Source organism: Micromonospora sp. WMMD712 (assembly GCF_029581295.1).
In the GTDB taxonomy this organism is placed as follows: domain Bacteria; phylum Actinomycetota; class Actinomycetes; order Mycobacteriales; family Micromonosporaceae; genus Micromonospora; species Micromonospora carbonacea.
The window spans coordinates 4,026,947-4,043,065 of sequence record NZ_CP120743.1; the positions used below are offsets into that span (position 1 = coordinate 4,026,947).

The 16,119-nt window shown below is 76.6% G+C and carries 15 protein-coding genes; 8 read left to right on the top strand and 7 right to left on the bottom strand.

The genetic code is table 11. The features are described 5' to 3' along the window. The first annotated feature begins 12 nt into the window (after positions 1-12). The 5 genes from O7633_RS17350 to O7633_RS17370 are packed head-to-tail and all read left to right on the top strand — an operon-like array spanning position 13 to position 4,581. A complete protein-coding gene (locus tag O7633_RS17350) occupies positions 13-384 on the top strand; it encodes a PAAR domain-containing protein (protein ID WP_074474894.1) in 372 nt (123 codons plus the stop codon). Between the two features lie 7 nt (positions 385-391). Further along, the gene (locus tag O7633_RS17355) at positions 392-838 is read left to right on the top strand and encodes a GPW/gp25 family protein (protein WP_282323152.1); all 447 of its coding nucleotides are present in this window, start codon (positions 392-394) and stop codon (positions 836-838) included. After that, the gene (locus O7633_RS17360) at positions 838-2,799 is read left to right on the top strand and encodes a putative baseplate assembly protein (protein ID WP_282323153.1); all 1,962 of its coding nucleotides are present in this window, start codon (positions 838-840) and stop codon (positions 2,797-2,799) included. The genes O7633_RS17355 and O7633_RS17360 overlap by 1 nt, the downstream gene beginning before the upstream one ends. Continuing rightward, a complete protein-coding gene (locus tag O7633_RS17365) occupies positions 2,792-3,385 on the top strand; it encodes a phage tail protein (protein WP_282323154.1) in 594 nt (197 codons plus the stop codon). Before O7633_RS17360 ends, O7633_RS17365 begins: the two co-directional genes overlap by 8 nt. Further along, entirely contained in the window at positions 3,382-4,581 is a 1,200-nt protein-coding gene (locus O7633_RS17370) for a zinc ribbon domain-containing protein (RefSeq protein ID WP_282323155.1), read from the top strand. The genes O7633_RS17365 and O7633_RS17370 overlap by 4 nt, the downstream gene beginning before the upstream one ends. Here the strand turns inward: O7633_RS17370 and O7633_RS17375 are convergent. Continuing rightward, a complete protein-coding gene (locus O7633_RS17375; protein ID WP_282323156.1) occupies positions 4,568-5,359 on the bottom strand; it encodes a BTAD domain-containing putative transcriptional regulator in 792 nt (263 codons plus the stop codon). The two genes, O7633_RS17370 and O7633_RS17375, sit on opposite strands and share 14 nt — an antisense overlap. Positions 5,360-5,630: 271 nt before the next feature. On the opposite strand from O7633_RS17375, the gene O7633_RS17380 reads away from it, so the two are divergent. Together O7633_RS17380 and O7633_RS17385 are read left to right on the top strand one after the other, a co-directional pair. Beyond that, complete coding sequence (locus O7633_RS17380; protein WP_278130023.1) at positions 5,631-6,155, top strand: LuxR C-terminal-related transcriptional regulator; 525 nt, start codon at positions 5,631-5,633, stop codon at positions 6,153-6,155. Between the two features lie 74 nt (positions 6,156-6,229). Next, on the top strand, positions 6,230-6,952 hold the full coding sequence (locus tag O7633_RS17385; protein WP_282323157.1) for a response regulator transcription factor: 723 nt from the start codon (positions 6,230-6,232) through the stop codon (positions 6,950-6,952). Here the strand turns inward: O7633_RS17385 and O7633_RS17390 are convergent. Further along, entirely contained in the window at positions 6,945-8,258 is a 1,314-nt protein-coding gene (locus tag O7633_RS17390; protein ID WP_282323158.1) for a helix-turn-helix domain-containing protein, read from the bottom strand. The two genes, O7633_RS17385 and O7633_RS17390, sit on opposite strands and share 8 nt — an antisense overlap. A 131-nt stretch (positions 8,259-8,389) precedes the next feature. Here O7633_RS17390 and O7633_RS17395 point away from each other — a divergent pair, with 131 nt between their 5' ends. Next, the gene (locus O7633_RS17395; RefSeq protein ID WP_074474883.1) at positions 8,390-8,845 is read left to right on the top strand and encodes a PaaI family thioesterase; all 456 of its coding nucleotides are present in this window, start codon (positions 8,390-8,392) and stop codon (positions 8,843-8,845) included. 86 nt (positions 8,846-8,931) lie between these two features. Here the strand turns inward: O7633_RS17395 and O7633_RS17400 are convergent, their stop codons facing one another. From O7633_RS17400 to O7633_RS17420, 5 genes are all read right to left on the bottom strand, one after another. After that, the gene (locus O7633_RS17400) at positions 8,932-10,545 is read right to left on the bottom strand and encodes a polyketide synthase (RefSeq protein ID WP_282323159.1); all 1,614 of its coding nucleotides are present in this window, start codon (positions 10,543-10,545) and stop codon (positions 8,932-8,934) included. Further along, positions 10,545-11,630, bottom strand: a complete 1,086-nt coding sequence (locus O7633_RS17405) for a branched-chain amino acid aminotransferase (protein WP_282323160.1) — start codon at positions 11,628-11,630, stop codon at positions 10,545-10,547. Before O7633_RS17405 ends, O7633_RS17400 begins: the two co-directional genes overlap by 1 nt. Further along, a complete protein-coding gene (fabF, locus tag O7633_RS17410; RefSeq protein WP_282323161.1) occupies positions 11,627-12,913 on the bottom strand; it encodes a beta-ketoacyl-ACP synthase II in 1,287 nt (428 codons plus the stop codon). Before fabF ends, O7633_RS17405 begins: the two co-directional genes overlap by 4 nt. 130 nt (positions 12,914-13,043) lie before the next feature. Further along, positions 13,044-14,849 (bottom strand): condensation domain-containing protein, encoded by a 1,806-nt coding sequence (locus O7633_RS17415; RefSeq protein WP_282323162.1) that lies wholly within the window; start codon positions 14,847-14,849, stop codon positions 13,044-13,046. Beyond that, positions 14,842-16,110: a cytochrome P450 gene (locus O7633_RS17420; protein ID WP_074474879.1), complete on the bottom strand. Its 1,269-nt coding sequence runs from the start codon at positions 16,108-16,110 to the stop codon at positions 14,842-14,844. The genes O7633_RS17415 and O7633_RS17420 overlap by 8 nt, the downstream gene beginning before the upstream one ends. Between the last annotated feature and the right edge of the window lie 9 nt (positions 16,111-16,119).

Sequence of the window (16,119 nt, forward strand, 5' to 3'; positions counted from 1 at the left end):
GGAGGGACGCTCATGCCGCCGGCCGCGCGCATCGGTGACAAGATCAGCCACCTGGCCACCGGGGTCACCCCGGGGCCGCCCACGGGGACCATCGGGCCGCCGGGCGGGCAGGCCCTGCCGCCGGGCACGCCCGGCGCCCCGCTGCTCGGGGTGTCCAGCGTGCTCATCGCCGGCAGGCCGGCCGCCGTGGTCGGCACGGTCTGCGTCTGCGAGAAGCCGCCGCAGCACGCCGTGCTGCTGCTGACCAACCGGATCGTGCCGGCGGTGCCGCCGCCGCTGCGCCGGGTGCTGATCGGCGGGCACCAGGCGGCCCGGCGCGGCGACGCCACCACCTGCAAGGCCGTGGTGAGCACCGGGGCGACGACCGTGCTGATCGGCGGGTGAGGCGGCGGTGGCCGAGCAGTTCATCGGGGCGGGCTGGGCGTTCCCGCTGCGCACCGACGCCACCGGCGGGATCGCCCTGGTGGACCGGGAACGGGAGATCGTCGAGGCGATCGGGCTCATCCTCGGCACCGCGCCGGGCGAGCGGCCGATGCGGCCGGAGTTCGGCTGCGGGGTGCACGACTACGTCTTCGCCCCGGCCGACGAGAACACCGCCGGGCGGATCGCCTTCGAGGTGCGCCGGGCGCTGGACCGGTGGGAGCCGCGCATCGACGTCACCGACGTGGTGATCAACTTCGACGCCGAGGACGCCGGCCTGCTCTACATCGACGTCCGCTACTCGATCCGGGGCACCAACGACCCACGCAACCTGGTCTTCCCGTTCTATGTCATCCCCTCCCACGAGGAGAGCGCCCTCTCGCGCGGGGGAAGCAACCACGAGGAAAGCACCGCCTGATGCCGCTGCCCGCGCCCAACCTGGACGACCGCCGCTTCCAGCAGCTCGTCGACGAGGCGAAACGCTTCATCCAGCAGCGCTGCCCGGAGTGGAGCGACCACAACGTCTCCGACCCCGGGGTGACCCTCGTCGAGACGTTCGCCCACATGGTCGACCAGTTGCTCTACCGGCTCAACCGGGTGCCGGAGAAGAACTACCTGGCGTTCCTCGACCTGATCGGGGTGCGGCCGTTCCCGCCCACCGCCGCCCGGGGCGACGTCACGTTCTGGCTGTCGGGCCCGCAGACGCAGCCGGTGGTGCTGCGCGCCGGCACGGAGGTCGGCACCGAACGCACCCAGACCGACGAGGCCGTCGTCTTCACCACCGCAGCGGACCTGGCGGTGGTGCCCTGCGAGCTGGCCCGGCTGCGCAGCCACCCCGCCGAGGGCCCGCCGGCGGACCGGACGGAGGAACTGCTCGACGGCCGGGACGTGTCCTGCTTCCCCGCCGTCCCGTCGGTGGGCGACGCCATGCTCGTCGGCCTCTCGGCCGCCGTGCCGTCCTGCGCGGTGCTGCTGCGGATGGACAGCCGGGTGGAGGGCGTGGGCGTCGACCCGCGCCAGCCGCCGCTGGTGTGGGAGGCGTGGACGGGTGAGGGCTGGTCGCCGTGCGTCGTCGACCACGACGACACCGGCGGGCTGAACCGGCCCGGCGAGGTGGTGCTGCACGTGCCCGCCGCCCACGTCACCTCCGTGGTGGCCGGGCAGCGGGCCGGCTGGCTGCGGTGCCGGCTGGTGGCGGCCCGCCCCGGCCAGCCGTTCTACGCCGCGTCGCCGACGGTGCGTTCCGTGGAGGCGGCCACGATCGGCGGCACGGTCGGCGCCGTGCACGCCGAGACGGTCCTCGGCGAGCAGGTCGGCGAGGCGGAGGGGGTGCCCGGCCAGCGGCTGACGGTGGCCCGGCCGCCCATCGTCCCCGACGAGCACCCGCTGGTGGTGGAGAGCAGCGACGGCACCGGGTGGCTGGAGTGGACGGAGGTGGAGACCTTCGGCGGCTCCGGGCCGGGCGACCGGCACGTCGTCGTCGACCGCACCGCCGGGGAGATCCTGTTCGGTCCGGCTGTCCGGCAGCCCGACGGCACCCTGCGCCGCTACGGTGCCGTGCCGACGGCCGGTTCCCGGATCCGGGTGCGGCGCTACCGCACCGGGGGCGGGCACGGCGGCAACGTCGCCCGGGGCGCCCTGGCCGTGCTGCGCAGCTCGATGCCGTACGTGTCGCGGGTGGAGAACCGGGCCCCCGCCACCGGCGGCGTCGACGGGGAGACCGTCGCGGAGGCCCGGCTGCGCGGGCCGGTGCAGCTGCGGGCCCAGGACCGGGCGGTCACCGCCCGCGACTACGAGCTGCTGGCCCGGCAGGCGTGCCCGGCCGCCGCCCGGGTCCGGTGCCTGCCCGCCGGTGACGGCAGCGCGGCCGGCGGCGTACGCCTGCTGGTGGTGCCGGAGGCCGTCGCCGACGAGGAGGGCCGCCTCCACTTCGAGGACCTCGTCCCCCCGGACGGGATGCTCGCCACCATCGCCGAGCACCTGGACGCCCGCCGCCCGATCGGGGCCCGGCTGGTCGTGGAGCCGCCCTTCTACCAGGGCGTCACGGTCGTCGCCCGGCTCGTCCCCCGCCCCGACACCGCCGTCGCCCAGCTCCGGGCCGAGGCGACGGCCACCCTCTACCGCTATCTCGACCCCGTGCACGGCGGGCCGGAGGGGACCGGCTGGCCGTTCGGGCGGCAGGTGCACTCCGGCGAGGTCTTCGGGGTCCTGCAACGGCTGCCGGGGGTCGAGGTCGTCGAGGAGGTACGCATGTTCCCCGCCGACCCGCTGACGGGCCGCCGGGGCGAGCAGGTGACCCGGATCGAGCTGGACCGGCACGCCCTCGTCTTCTCCCACCAGCACCAGGTCCGCGTCGACGAGCACCGGTCGGGTGCCTGAGCAGGAGGGGGCACGCATGCGCGCCGCCGTCGAGGGGCTGGCCACGCCCGATCCGCTGGGCCGGCGGCTGCCCGCCGTCTACGCCGCCGACGACCTGGCCCAGCGCCTGACCGGCGCGTACGACCAGGTGATCGCGCCGGTGCAGGTCACCCTGGACAGCCTGTGGGCGTACTTCGACCCGGCGCTGGCCCCGCCCGACTTCGTGGACTGGCTGGGCGGCTGGGTCGCCGCCGGTGGCCCGCCCGACGGGGCCGGCGACGACCGTCGGCGGGTGGTCGCCGGGGCGGTCGCCCGGCACCGCGTACGCGGCACGGCCGCCGCGCTCGCCGAGGAGGTGCGGCTCGCCACGGGACTCGCCGCGGAGATCGTCGAGAGCGGCGGCACCGCCTGGTCGGCCACCCCCGGCGGCGAGCTGCCCGGCTCCCCCGAGCCGGCCCTGACGGTGCGGATCCGCGTCGCCGAGCCGGGCCCGGCCCTGGCGGCGCGGCTGCGGGCGGTCATTGAGGCGAACCGGCCGGCGCACGTGCCGTACACGGTGGAGGTGCTGCCGCCCGACGGCGGCGCGGCGACGGGCGGGGCGCGATGAGGACCTGCGACAACTGCGGCGCCGAGGTGACGCCCGGCGACGGTTTCTGCGGCAACTGCGGCGCGTTCCTCGCCTGGAACGACCCCGTGCCGCCGCCCGCACCGGCGGCCACGGCCACCGCCGTCGGGGCGCCTGCGGCGCGGGACACCGGGGCCGCGACCGACGCCGCCCGGGACACCGGGGCCGGGGACACCGGGGCCCGGGACGCCGGGGAGAGCGGGGCCGGGGACACCGCCGGGCCCGGCGCGGACACCGCCGCCGAGCCCGTCACCGCCGCCGAGGACACCGCCGCACGGCGGGCCGCCGCGCTCGTCGTGCCGGTGCGTCCCGTCGACGACGACGGGCCCGACCGGCCCGACCCGGTGCCCGCGGCGGCCCCCGCCGAGCCGCCGCCCGCCGCCGACCAGCCCGGCGCGGTGCGGCCCGGGCTGCCCGTGGCCCCCGCGCCGGTGGTCCGCGACTTCGCCGGGGACGCCGCCGGCGCGCCCGACGACCTGGTCTGCCCGGCCTGCGGCACCGGCAACCCGGCCGGCCGGTCGTTCTGCCGCCGCTGCGGCGGGCCGCTGGCCGCGCCGGCGGGCCCGGCGGCGGCCGTGCCGTGGTGGCGTCGCCTGCGCTGGCCCCGGCGGCGGCCCGGCCGGGGCGGGCTGCGCCGGCTGCTCGCGGTGCTCCTCGTCCTGGCCCTGCTCGCCGCGGCCGCCTGGGCGGCGGTCCGGTTCGGCCCCCGGGCCGTCGACGCGGTCCGCGACCGCACGACGACGCCCGAGGCCGTCCTGCCCAGCGCCGTGGTGGCCTCCAGCGAGGCGCGCGGGCATCCCGCCCGGTCCCTGGTGGACGGCCTGAACAACCGGTACTGGGCGCCCGCCGCCGACCGGCCCGCCACCGGGCAGTACGTGGAGCTGACCTTCGACCCGCCGATCCGGCTGATGGACCTGATCGTGCACACCGGGGCGTCGCCGCAGCAGGACGTCTTCGTGCGGCAGGCGCGGCCGGCCGAGCTGACGCTGACCCTGTGGACCGGGGACGGCCCGAGCAGCACCCGGCAGCTGCGCCTGAGCGACCGGCCTGGGCCGCAGACCTTCCACCACGTCGTCGGCGGGGTGACCCGGCTCCGGTTGACCATCGACGCCAGCTACGGCGCGCAGCGGGGACGGGAGGTGGCGCTGGCCGAGGTGGAGGTGTTCAGGCGGCCGTGACGTGCACGGGCCGCACGCCCGCCGGGCGGGGCACGCCCAGCGACCGGAGCACCCGCTCGTACGTCTGCTGGCTGCGCCGGGACGCGGCCACGTCGCCGGCCCGGCGCTGCGCGGCCACGAGCAGCCGCCAGCCGTCGTCGTGGTAGCCGTCCAGCTCCAGCGCCCGCCGGGCGGCCAGCGCCGCCGCCCGCGCCCGCCCCTGGTCCAGTTCCACCCGCGCGAGCAGCGCCGCCGCCTCCGTCGCCCGCGCGCGGTACCGCTCCCGGTCCGCGACCACCCATTCGGCGGTCCCGTCCTCCGGCAACAGGTCACCGGTGTAGTGGTCGAGTGCGCCGCGCAGCGCCCCGGTGACCGCCGTGGCGTCGCCGGTCGGCCCCGCGCGCCGGGCGACGGCCAGCGCCGCCTCGAAGGCCAGCACGTCGCTGCCGCCGCCCGGCCCGGGGTCCAGCAGGTAGGAGGCCCCGTCCCGCACGACGAACCGGGACGCGCCCCGGGCCACCCCGGGCTCCAGGAAGGTGCGCAGGGTCGACACGCTCACGTGCAGGTTGTTGACGGCGGCCCGCTCCGGCAGCTCCGGCCAGAGCGCTGCCATGATCCGCTCCCGGTGCACGGGCCGGCCGGCCTCGGCCGCCAGGTAGCGCATCAGCGTCCGGACCCGGGGCCGGACGCCCGACCAGCCGACCGGGATGCCGTCCAGCTCCAGCCGGAACCCGCCGAAGCATCGCAGCCACAGGCCCGGATGTGCCGCCGGATCGATCGGGCGCTCCCTCGAAGTCATGTGATCCGTCTCCCTTGTCGCCACGGCGACGCCGACCGCGCGCCGGTCCGCGTCGGACGCCGGCACCGGGCCGCGCAGGCGACGACGCCGGGACGGCGCGGGCGGGACGGCCGGAATGGGAGGTGGCGACGTCGACGCCACGGGGGGACAGTGTGCGCGGCGCGCGGGGGACATGGACAGCCGTCATTTTGGGGACTTCTCCGGCATCTACCATCGGTAGCGCTCGGTACCCGCCGGGGTCCGGGCGTCCCTCCTTCCCGGGAGCAACCTGATGCCGACCGTCGATCCGCCCGACGCCGGCCCCGCGCCGGTCGTCGTCCGGTGGGACCGCCTGAGCGGCGAACGCTGGCCGGAACTGGCCGCGCTCACCGCCGACGGGCTGGTGCTGCTCGTGCTGCCCCGCGCCACGACGGTCGACCCGCTGGCGTTGCTCGCCGCCGGGGCCCGGGCCGTCCTGCGCGACGGCGACGGCGTCGACGAGCTGGAGCTGGCCCGCTCGGCGGTGCTCACCGGCGGGTCGTACCTGTCGCGGAGCGTGGCGACGCTGGTCGGCGGCCGGACCGACGGCGGCGGGCGGGCGGCCCCGGGCGCGCCGGAGGTGTCGCTGGGCCCCCGGGAGGTGGAGACGCTGCGGTGCATCGCGCAGGGCCTCACCCACCGGCAGGTCGCCCACCGCCTCGGCGTCACGGAGCAGACCGTCAACACGTACGCCAAGCGGCTGCGCCGCAAGCTCGGGGCCGCCAACAAGGCGGAGCTGACCCGGCGGGCGGTGGAACTCGGCTACCTGTCGGCGTGACGGGCGTTCTTGCCGGTCGTCTTGCCTCGCCCCGCCACCCGCAGCGTAGTTGACTGCTCACCGAGAGGTGGGCGATGTTCGACGTGTGTGTGGTGGTGGCCGAGCCGCTGGCCCGGCGCGGGGTGCGCCAGCTCATCGACGGCAACGACCGGGTGCGGAGCCTGCGCACCGTCGACGCGGTGAGCGAGGTGGCCGCCGGGGCGGGGACGGTCGTCGTCCTGGTCGACCCGTCGGAGCAGGTGCTCCGCTGGTCCTGTGCCCGGCACCCCACGCTGGTGATGGTGCCGGAGTCCGCAAAGGGCGCGACGCTGGACGCGATCCGGGCCGGCGCGCGGTCGGTGGTGAGCACCGCGACCGAGCGTACCCAGTTGGGAATCGCCCTCGACGTGGCGGCGGCCGGCGGGTTCTACCTGTGCCCGACGCTGTCCGCCCGGCTCCGGGCCTGCGCGGCCGGCCCGGACCCGGCGCGGCCGGCGGCCGGCGGCGCTCGGGGCCCGGCCGGCGGGGGCCCGGCCTGCGCGCCGGGGCCGGGCCTCGGTCGCGACCGGGCACGTCTCCGGCCGCCCGGCCGGCCCGCGCTCGCTCCCCGCGAGGCCGCGACGCTGACGCTGATCGCCCAGGGGCTGACGCACGCGCAGGCCGCCCGCCGGCTCGGCATCTCCGAGGCGACGGTGAACACCTACCTCACCCGGATCAGGTCCAAGCTCGACGTCGGCAACAAGGCCGAACTGACCCGCGAGGCGATCACCCTCGGCCTGGTGCGGCGTCGACCGGGCAGCGCCGACCCGGTCAGCTGAGGGGGTCGGCCCCCTCGGCCGGCGCGCCCCGGCTGCGCAGGTGGGCCGCCAGCCGGCACCGGGCCGCCTCCCGCTCCCCGGTGGCCTCGTCACCGGCGAGCCGCTCGGCGGCGAAGAGCGCCAGCAACGGATGCAGGACGTAGCGGCCGGGTGCGGTGCCGACACCGAGCAGCCCCGCGTCGACCAGCCTGTCGAGCCGGTCCTCGGCGACCGGCACCGGCTCGCCGGACAGCGCCGCGGCCACCGGCGCGGTGCACTGCGCCAGCGGGGCCACGCCCAGCAGCCGGAACGTGCGCCGGACGGCCGGGTCGAGCAGCCGGTACGACCGTTCGAACGCGCCGCGTACCTGGATGTCGCCGGCCCGCAGCAGGTCGAGCCGGCGGCGCTCGTCGCGGAGCCGCTCCACGAAGCACTGCGCGCTCCACTCGGGCCGGACCGCGAGCCGGTTCACGGCCGCCCGGAGGGCGAGCGGCAGCCCGCCGCAGAGCCGGCCCAGTTCCGCCGCCGCCTGGCTGTCGACGGCGATCCGCCCGCCGCCCACCGACGCGGCGAGCAGGGCGCGCGTCTCGGCGTCGGACAGCACGCCCAGCGGCATCCGGTCCGCCCCGACCAGCCCGGCCAGCGCGTTGCGGCTGGACACCAGCACCAGCCAGCCCGGTCCGCCCGGCAGCAGGGGCCGCACCTGCGCCTCGTCCCGCGCGTCGTCCAGCACCAGCAGGCCGCGCCGGTCGGCCGCGAGCGTGCGCCAGAGGGTCAGCCCGGCATCCGTGGAGGGCGGTGCGGCGGTCACCCCGAGGGCGGTCAGCAACTGGTCGAGGGCCTGCGCCAGGGTCGTCGGCTCGTCGTCCATGCCCCGCAGGTCCACGAACAGGGGCCCACCCGGGAAGCGGTGCGCCTGCTCGTGGGCGGCGTGCACCACCAGGCTGGACTTGCCGACCCCGGGCACGCCGCTGACGACCACGACCCGGCTGACCCCGGCCCGCCCGGCCGCCTCGGCCGCGCCGGCCAGCCGGCGCAGTTCCCCGGCCCGGCCGGCGAAGTCGGCCAGGTCACCGGGAAGGGAGCCCGCCCCGTCGTCCCACCCGCCCCCACGGGCGGCGGTGAGCAGCCGGGAACGGTCCGGCTCGGAGAGGCGGAGCCGGTCGGCCAGTTCCTGCACGGTGCGACGCTGCGGCCGGGCGACGCGGCCGAGCTCCAGGTTGCGCACCGTCCGCACGGCGACGCCCGCGAGGTCGGCCAGTTCCTCCTGGGTCAGGCCGGCGGCCGCGCGGTGCCGCCGCAGCAGGGCCCCCAGCCGACCGGTCATCCCGGCGCCCCCGGGACGCCGACCTCATCCGTGAACGTCACCCCACGGATAGTTACAGAAACCGCGGGCCGCTGCCCAACCCCGGCCTCGCTGAACGACCGGAAAGATCGACCACGACTTATAGTGTGGCCATGGCCTGGCAACCGGTGATGGCGATCGACGAGGCGCGGGCGTGGCTCGCCGAGATCCTGGCCGGCACCGACCGGCTCCGGGTGGAGGCGGTCGACGGCGGCCGGGTGGTCTGCGCCGCCGGGCCCGACGGGCTCGAACGCCGCATCGACGGGGCGCTGTCCGGGCCGGCGATGTTCTGGGCGATCGACCTGGCCGGCTTCGTCGCGGTGAACGTGCTGGTCGGGCCGACGCCCGCGATGGCGCTGGCCAACAGCAGCATCAGCTTCCTGGAGCCGGCCGAGCCCGGCGTGCTGCGGGTCGCCGCGGAGGTGGTCAGCCTCGCCAGCCGCTCGGCGGTCGTGGACGCGCGGGCCACGGACCACCGTGGCCGGCTGGTCGCCCTGGCCACGCTGCACTTCGCGCTGCCGTCGCGGGCCGCCCGGGCGGCCACGCTCGCCGCCCGGGCCGGGGCGTAGCCGCCCACCGGCGGCGGCCACGTGGCCGGCGAGGCCGGAGCGAGGCTGACCGGGCCCGAGCCGGGCGGAGGTGCCGGCTGGGGCGGTCAGGCCGGCGCGGAGAGGTAGGTGCCGCGCTGCCACGGGTAGCCGGGCAGCGAGACGACCGCCCGGCCGGGCGGGACCGGCACCGGCTCGTCCGCGCCGAGCGCCCGCACGGCCGGGTGGGTCTCGCCTGCGGCCAGGGCCGCCAGCGCCGTCGCCGCGCCGCCCGGGTCCGCCGCCTCGACCCACACCGCGTGCTTGAGCCGGGTACGGCCGCCGGTGGCGGTCGACGCGAACGCCGGGTAGTCCGCCCCGGGCAGGGCGGCCAGGTGTGCCGCGTACCGGCCGGCGAGCTCGGCGAGCGCGCCCGGGGTGGCGGCCGACACGGGGAAGCCGCGCGGGGCGGGCACGGCGGCGGCCGGCTCGGGCGGCGGTGCCGGGGACAGCACCGCGAAGGCGTTGGTGCCGCTCATCCCGTACGAGCTCGTGGACGCGCAGGGGCCCAGCCGGTCGTCCCACGGCACCGCTGACCCCGGGATCTCGATGCCGGTGCCCGACAGGTCGGCGCGCGGGTTGAGCGCCCGGTAGTTGGCCTGCGGGGCGATCGTGCGGTGGTGCAGGCACAGCACGGCCTTCACCAGCCCGAGCACCCCGGCGGCCGACTCGGTGTGCCCGAGGTTGCCCTTGACCGAGCCCACGTACAGCGGGCGGCCGTCGCGGCGGCCGAGCGCGGACACGACCGCCTCCAGCTCGGCGGGGTCGCCCAGCGGGGTGCCCGTGCCGTGCGCCTCGTGGTAGCCGACGTCCCGCGCGGACACGCCGGCCGCCGCGAGGACGGTGTCGATGAGCCCCGCCTGCGCCGACACGTTCGGCGTCGTGAACGTCGCCGTGCGCCCGTCGTGGTTGATGCCGGTGCCGCCGATCACGGCGAGGACGCGGTCGCGGTCCCGGCGGGCGTCGGCGAGCCGCTTGAGCAGCAGCAGGCCGCAGCCCTCGCCCCGGACGAACCCGTTCGCGTCGGCGTCGAACGGGCGGGAGCGGCCCTGCGGCGACAGCGCGCCGGTCTGCGCCACCGCCCGGGTGGTGCCCGGGGCGAGGACCAGGTTGACGCCGCCCGCGAGGGCCACGTCGCAGTCACCGGCGGCCAGCGCCCGGCACGCGGTGTGCACCGACACCAGCGACGACGAGCACGCCGTGTCCAGCGCGAACACCGGACCCCCCAACCCCAGGGTGTACGCGACGCGGCCGGCGGCGAAGGCGTGGCCGTTGCCGATGGTCCAGTAGGAGTTGGGGTCGCCGGAGAGCCACTGCCAGTAGTCCCGGCCGGTGATGCCGACGAACACGCCGGTGGACGCGGCGACGGCGGCGACGGGGATCGCCGCGTGCTCGAACGCCTCCCAGGCGACCTCCAGCAGCAGCCGGTGCTGCGGGTCGAGCACCCGGGCCTCCTTCGGCGCGATGCCGAAGAACTTCGGGTCGAAGTCGAACGCCGCGTCGAGGTAACCGCCCCGGGTGACCATGCCGTCCCACGCCGCGCCGAACGCGTCGCGCCGGTCGGCCGGCAGGTCCCCGGTGAGGTCGCGGGCGTGCAGGATGGCCGACCAGTACGCGTCGAGGTCGGCGATGCCGCCCGGCGCGCGGACGGCCATCCCGACCACCGCGATCGGTGTGCCCACTACAGGACCCGGTGCATCCAGCCGTGGGTGTCCTCGGCCCGGCCGTACTGGATGTCGAGCAGGTGGGTGCGGAACTGGCGGGTGTACTTGCCGGGGGTGCCGTCGCCGACCTCGGCGGCGAACTCCTCGCTCTTGAACCCGATGATCGGGGTGATCACGGCGGCGGTGCCGGCCGCGAACGCCTCCGTGACCGTGCCGTCGGCGAGCCCGTCGCGGATCTCGTCCATGCCGATCGACCGCTCCACCGGGTCGAGGCCGTGCTCGGCGGCCAGCGTCAGCACGCTGTCGCGGGTCACCCCGTCGAGGATCGTGCCGAGGCTCGGGGTGACGAGCTGCTGGTCGCGGGTCACGAAGAAGACGTTCATGGTGCCCGACTCGTCGATGTCGCGGCGCTGCTCGCCGCCCAGGTAGAGCACCTGCTCGCAGCCGTGCCCCAGCGCCTCGCGCTGCGGGGCGAGGCTCGCGGCGTAGTTGCCGCCGCACTTGGCCGCCCCGGTGCCGCCGATCGACGCCCGGCTGTACTTCGTGGAGATCCACAGCGTCACGCCGGTGACCCCGTTGGGGAAGTACGACCCGGCCGGGCAGGCGATCACGCAGTAGGTGACCTGCTGCGCCGGCCGCACCCCGAGGAACGCCTCCGAGGCGAACATGAACGGGCGCAGGTAGAGGCTCTGCTCCCCGCCGTACGGCGGCACCCACGCCTCGTCGGCGCGGACCAGCGCGGCGACGCTCTCGACGAAGGTCTCCTCGTCCAGCTCGGGCAGGACCATCCGGTCGGCGGACGCGGCGAACCGGCGCGCGTTGAGGCCGGGCCGGAACAGCCAGATGCTGCCGTCGGCGCGGCGGAACGCCTTGAGCCCTTCGAGGATCTCCTGCGCGTAGTGCAGGACGGCCGCGCCGGGGTGCAGGGTGAACGGGGCCAGCGCGGTGACCTGGTGGTCGTGCCAGCCGGCGTCGGGCGTCCACGTCACGGTGACCATGTGGTCGGTGAAGTGCCGGCCGAACCCGGGGTCGGCGAGGATCTCCTCCCGCGCCTGCGGGGAAGTCGGGTGGTCGGTTCGCCGCAACCGGAACTCGGCGGTCATCTGGGCTCTCCTCGGGACGGTGGCGCGGTGAAGACGGCGACGCAGTTCTGCCCGCCGAAGCCGAAGGCGTTGGTGAGCGCGGCCCGCACGGGCATCTCCCTGGCCTGGTGCGGCACGTAGTCCAGGTCGCACTCCGGGTCGGGCTCGTGCAGGTTGATCGTGGGCGGCACGACCTGCTCGCGGATCGCCATGGCGCACACCATCGCGCCGAGCGCCCCGGCCGCGCCGATCAGGTGGCCGAGCATCGACTTGGGCGCGCTGACCGCCACCCGGTCGGCGGCGTCGCCGAGCGCGGCGCGGATCGCCACGGTCTCCGTGCGGTCGTTGGCCTTCGTCGAGGTGCCGTGGGCGCAGATGTAGTCGACGTCGTCGGGGCGCAGCCCGGAGCGGGCCACGGCCTGCCGGATCGCGGCGGCGGCGTGCACGCCGCCCGGGGCGGGGGCGCTCACGTGGAACGCGTCGCTGGTCAGCGCGCCACCGGCGAGGGTGGCGTAGGGGGTGGCGCCCCGGCGGCGGGCGTGTCCGGCCGATTCCAGGACCAGCACCACCGCGCCCTCGCCGAAGACGAAGCCGTCGCGGTCGGCGGCGAACGGCCGGCTGGCGCCGGCCGGGTCGGCGTTGCGCTCGGACATCGCGCCCATGCTCACCAGACCGGCGAACATGGCCGGGGTGATCGCCGCGTCGGTGCCGCCGCAGACGACCACGTCCGCCTCGCCAGCGAGAATCAGGCGGCGGGCGTCGAGCAGCGCGTACGCGCCGCTGGCGCAGGCCAGGGCGCTGGCGTTGACGGGCCCGTGCGCGCCCAGGTCGATGGCTATCTCGCAGGCCGGCATGTTGGTCAGCGAGGACGGCACGAACTGGGCGCTGGGCGCGGACGGCACGGGCGCGAGGAGCCCCCGGGTGGCCGCCTCGACGGTGTCGAAGCCGGCGACTGCCGCGTTGACCACCACGCCCACCCGGTCGGCGTGCTCGGGGTCGACGGTCAGCCGCGCGTCGGCGACCGCCTCCCGCGCGGCGACGACCGCGAACTGGCTGAACCGCGCCATCCGGCGGGCCCGCTTCGGGGTGAAGTGCGCCGCCGGGTCGAAGCCCCGCACCTCGGCGGCGATGCGGGTGGGCAGGTCACCGGCGTCGAACGCGCTGATCGCGCCGACGCCGGACTTGCCGGCCAGCAGGCCGTGCCAGGTGCTCTCCCGGTCGAGGCCGAGCGGCGTGACGGCGCCGATGCCGGTGATGACGACGTCGCCCCCTACCATCGCGCCACGGCCCCACTTCTCAGGCATCGAACGACCCACCGCAGACTATCAATCGCCGTGTCCGCGCGGCAGTTGTCCGCACGGCGGTCGCCACCTACGCCGCCCCTCCCGCCGGTCGCGCCAGCCCTCCCGCCGGCCGCCCGGACGGCCCCGCCGATCATGCCGGCCGCCCCGGGCCGCGCGCCACGACGGGCACGCCCCGCCAGGCGTCGGGCCCGGCCCCGGCGGGCGGGGCCGCCGCGCAGGCGACGTACCCGTCGGGCGCGGCCACGCCCGTGCGGCCCGGCAGCAGGGCGAGCACGCGCCGGTGCAACTCCTCCGGTACGGCCGACGCGTCGGCGACGTACGCCGTCAGCCCGGTCCCCGGCTCGGGCCCGGCGGCGAGGACGGCGACCTCGACGCCCCCGGCCGCCTCGCGGACCAGCTCCGCCACGTCGGCGGGGCGCACCCAGCCGGCGGGGGTACGCACCCAGTCCGCGCCCCGCACGGCGGGGGCGAGGCCGATCCGGCCGGGGATCTCCGCGACGCCGACCTCCTCGGCGACCGCGTCGCACAGCAGCGTCTCGATGCCCCGCACGATGGTCTCGCCGAGCGCGCCCGGCAGGTACGTCGTGTCCACCAGCAGGCCGAGGCGGCAGACGCCCTCGCCGCCGTTGCTGGCGGCGACCATGAACTTCATGTCGCTGCGCGGCAACGGGTCCAGCCGCGTGTAGCGGGATCCGGCGCGCAGCTCGGCGAGCCGGTCCGGCCCCGGTTCCGGGCCGGTGACCGCCCAGTCGTTGCCCCGGTGGCCGTTGTTGAAGTAGGTGGACAGGTCGAACGACACGCCCCGCCGCCGGCCCGTCTCCTCGACCACCGTCGCGACGGCGCGCGGGTCGCACTGCGCCCGGCGGTACGCGTCGAACGCGGGGCGGTGCGTCTGCCGGATGGCGGTGAGCAGGTCCACGTCGCGCGGCACGGTGAACGCCAGCAGCGCGTCCAGGGTGTTCAGCGCGATCAGGTCGCGGCTGCGCCGGTCGAGCCGGTTGCCCGTGATCAGCTTGAGCACGGCGGTGTCGTGGCCGTTGTAGGCGGTCAGCACGAGCGTGGTGAGGCAGAGCAGCACGGTCGAGAACGACGTGCGGGTGCGCGCCGCGAGGGTGGCCGCCGCCGCGGCGACCGCCGCCGAGTCGAGCAGGTGCCGCTCGATGGGCTGGTCGCCGGTGGCCGCGCGCGGCAGGTCGAACATGGAGGCCGGCGCGGTCGACAGGCCCTGTTCCCAGTGCCGCAGCCCGAGCCGGCTCTGCTGCTGACCGGCGGGTGAGCCCTCGAAGGCGGCCTGCTCCAGCGCCTGCGGCACGCCGACGCCGGCCGACGGCTCGACACCGGCGGGCGGCTCGAAAGCGGCGGCCGCCGCCGGCTCCGGCTGCCCGCGCTGCTCGGAGTCGCCGCTGAGCCCGGCGCGCAGGAGGTCGACGAGTGTGTTGAACGCCCAGCCGTCGAACGCCAGGTGCGACCCGACGAGCGCCACGGCGGTGACCCGGCGTTCCCCGTCGACGACGCAGCCGACCCGCAGCGGCCACTCGGCCTCGTGGTCGAACGCGGTCTCCGCCAGCCGCCCGGCCAGCTCCCCCGCGACGCGCGCCGGGTCGTCGTGCCCGTCGGCCACCGCCACGTCGTACGACCCCGAGGCGTGGACCTCCTGGCGGGGCTGGCCCGACCTGGCCACGTACCGGGTCCGCAGCGTCTGGTGCGCCTCGACCAGGCCGCGCAGGGAAGCGAGCAGCCGGGCCTGCCCGACGGGCTCGGCGAGCACGAGGGGCTGGCCGATGTTGAACTGGTTCGCCTCCTTGCCGAACCACTGCATCGCGTCCCACATCACGCTCTGCGCCCAGGTCAGCGGCCCCGACGCGGCCTCGCCCGCGGCGAACGGCAGGTCGAGCACGGCCGTCTCCGGCGGGCCGCCGGTGGTCGCGTCACGCACGGTGCCCCCCGTTCACCGGCGCGGCGGCCGGGCGACCGCCCTTCGGGGTGAGGCGCAGCGGCAGGTGGTCGAGCCCCCGGAACGCCGGGCTGGGGATCTTGACCAACTCGCCGATCAGCTCGATGTCGTCGGTGCGCTCGATGAGCAGGCGCAGGAACGTCGCCGCCTGGAGGCGGGCCAGGTGCATGCCGACGCAGGTGTGGATGCCCGCCCCGAAGCCCAGGTGCCCGTCGGTGCGGCGGTCGATCCGGTAGGCGTCGGGGTCGGGGAACTTACGCGGGTCGCGGTTGGCCGCCGCGAACGACAGCTCGACCCGGGCGTCCCTCGGGATGGTGGTGTTGCCGACGACGACGTCGGTCGTGGCGGTGCGGAAGACGTTCTGCACGGGCGGGTAGAAGCGGGCCGTCTCCTCGATCGTCGCCGGGATCAGCTCGGGCCGGTCGCGCACCAGGCGGAACTGGTCGGGGTGGTTCAGCAGCGCGTCCAGCATGTTGCCCAGGAAGTGCGTCATGGTCTCCTGGCCGCCGACGAGCAGGGTGAGGCAGAGCCAGAGGATCTCGTTCTCGGTCACCCCGCCCTTCTCGGCGGCGGCGAACAGCTTCGACACCACGTCGCTGCGGGGCGGCTGCGTCCGGCGCTCCTCCAGCAGCCCGCCGAGGAACGTGGACAGGCCGGCGACGGAGGAGAGCGCGGACTTGGCGGCCCGCAGCCGCAGCGCGTTCTCGTCGGGGTCGTCCGGGGCGTCCTCGCCGACCTTGGCGTTGGCGATGAAGCTCTCCAGCACCCCGGCGGTCAGCTTGAGCTTGGCCAGGTTGTCGCTGGGCACCCCGACGATCGTGGTGACCACCTTGACGGGCAGCAGGATGATCGCCTGCTGGACGAGGTCGATGTCGCCGGTGGCCACGGCCTCGTCGAGCAGCTCGCCGCAGACCTGCTCGATGAACGGCCGCCAGAACTGCACGCCACGGGGCGAGAAGTCGTGCCGGATCAGCCCGCGCATCCGGGTGTGGTCGGGCTGGTCGAGCCCGAACAGCACGGGCAGCGTGGACCGGTGGTAGGCGATCCCCTCGGCGGAGGACAGCCCGCCGTGGTCCTTCGCCGCCGCGCGCACGTGGTCGTAGCGGATGACCAGCCACATGTCGCGGTCGGCCAGGTACAGCGGCTCCTCGTGGCGCAGCAGCTCGGCGTACGCGGGATAGGGGTCGTCCATGGCGCTCGGGGAGAAGGGGTCGAACTCTGCGGTGTGCGTCGCGCTGGTCACTGACGGGTC